Origin of the sequence: Thermoflexus sp., from assembly GCF_040289485.1 — a bacterium.
Classification (GTDB): domain Bacteria; phylum Chloroflexota; class Anaerolineae; order Thermoflexales; family Thermoflexaceae; genus Thermoflexus.
Map to the genome: position 1 here is coordinate 861 of NZ_PSLG01000105.1, position 713 is coordinate 1,573.

General features: G+C 73.6%; 1 pseudogene. It reads right to left on the reverse strand.

What is annotated here, in order from left to right:
• Positions 1 to 209: 209 nt before the first annotated feature.
• Positions 210 to 713: pseudogene (locus tag C4313_RS11255) on the reverse strand (MBL fold metallo-hydrolase); the annotation flags it as partial.

Consider the following 713-nt stretch of genomic DNA (forward strand, 5'->3'; position numbering starts at 1 on the left):
CCTCGTGCTGGCCGCCAGCGGCTCGCCGGAGCGGCGCTCGACCGACGAGGGGCGGGCCTCCTTCCGGTCCTACGTCGCGATCCTGTTCGCCCGGACCAACCCCGCCTAACCCCGGAGGGACGCGCCCGGGCCCTGCAGGGGCTTGGGCGGGACGGCAGCGCGGCCGCGGTGGCGGAAAGCCATGCGACCAACCGCGTGTCCCCGGCGCGCTACCGGGAGGGGGATCCGGGGGTGGCGGCTGCGCCGAGGCGCTTGCGCCAGTAGCGCAGATAGCCGGCCACGATGTTCTCATAGCTTGCCGCCACATCGTAAAACGCCGGGTCTGCCCCGGCCGCCTGGAGCTCCCGGTCGGCTTGTTGGCGCAGGCGCGCTGTGATCTCCGCCTCATCTAGGTTTTCTTCCATCATCGCCCGGACCCAGCGGCCCCAGGCCCACAGCCGCTCCTCCAGCTCTGCCCAGTGGGCGTCCAAGTCCTCGTGGAAGACCCCAAAGTGGGTGAGGCCCAGGGCCGTCGGCCGCAGGGCCCGCAGCCGCGCGATGCTGGCCGACCACGCCTCCAGGTCCAGCTCGGGGGGCGGCGTGGGTGGGCGGACGTAGCGGACCCCCGGCAGGCGGACCCCGGCGATGTCCCCGGCGAAGAGCAGCCCGGTGGCCTCGTCGAGGAAGGCATGGTGATGGCGGGCGTGGCCGGGGGTGTCGAGGGCGAGCAACCG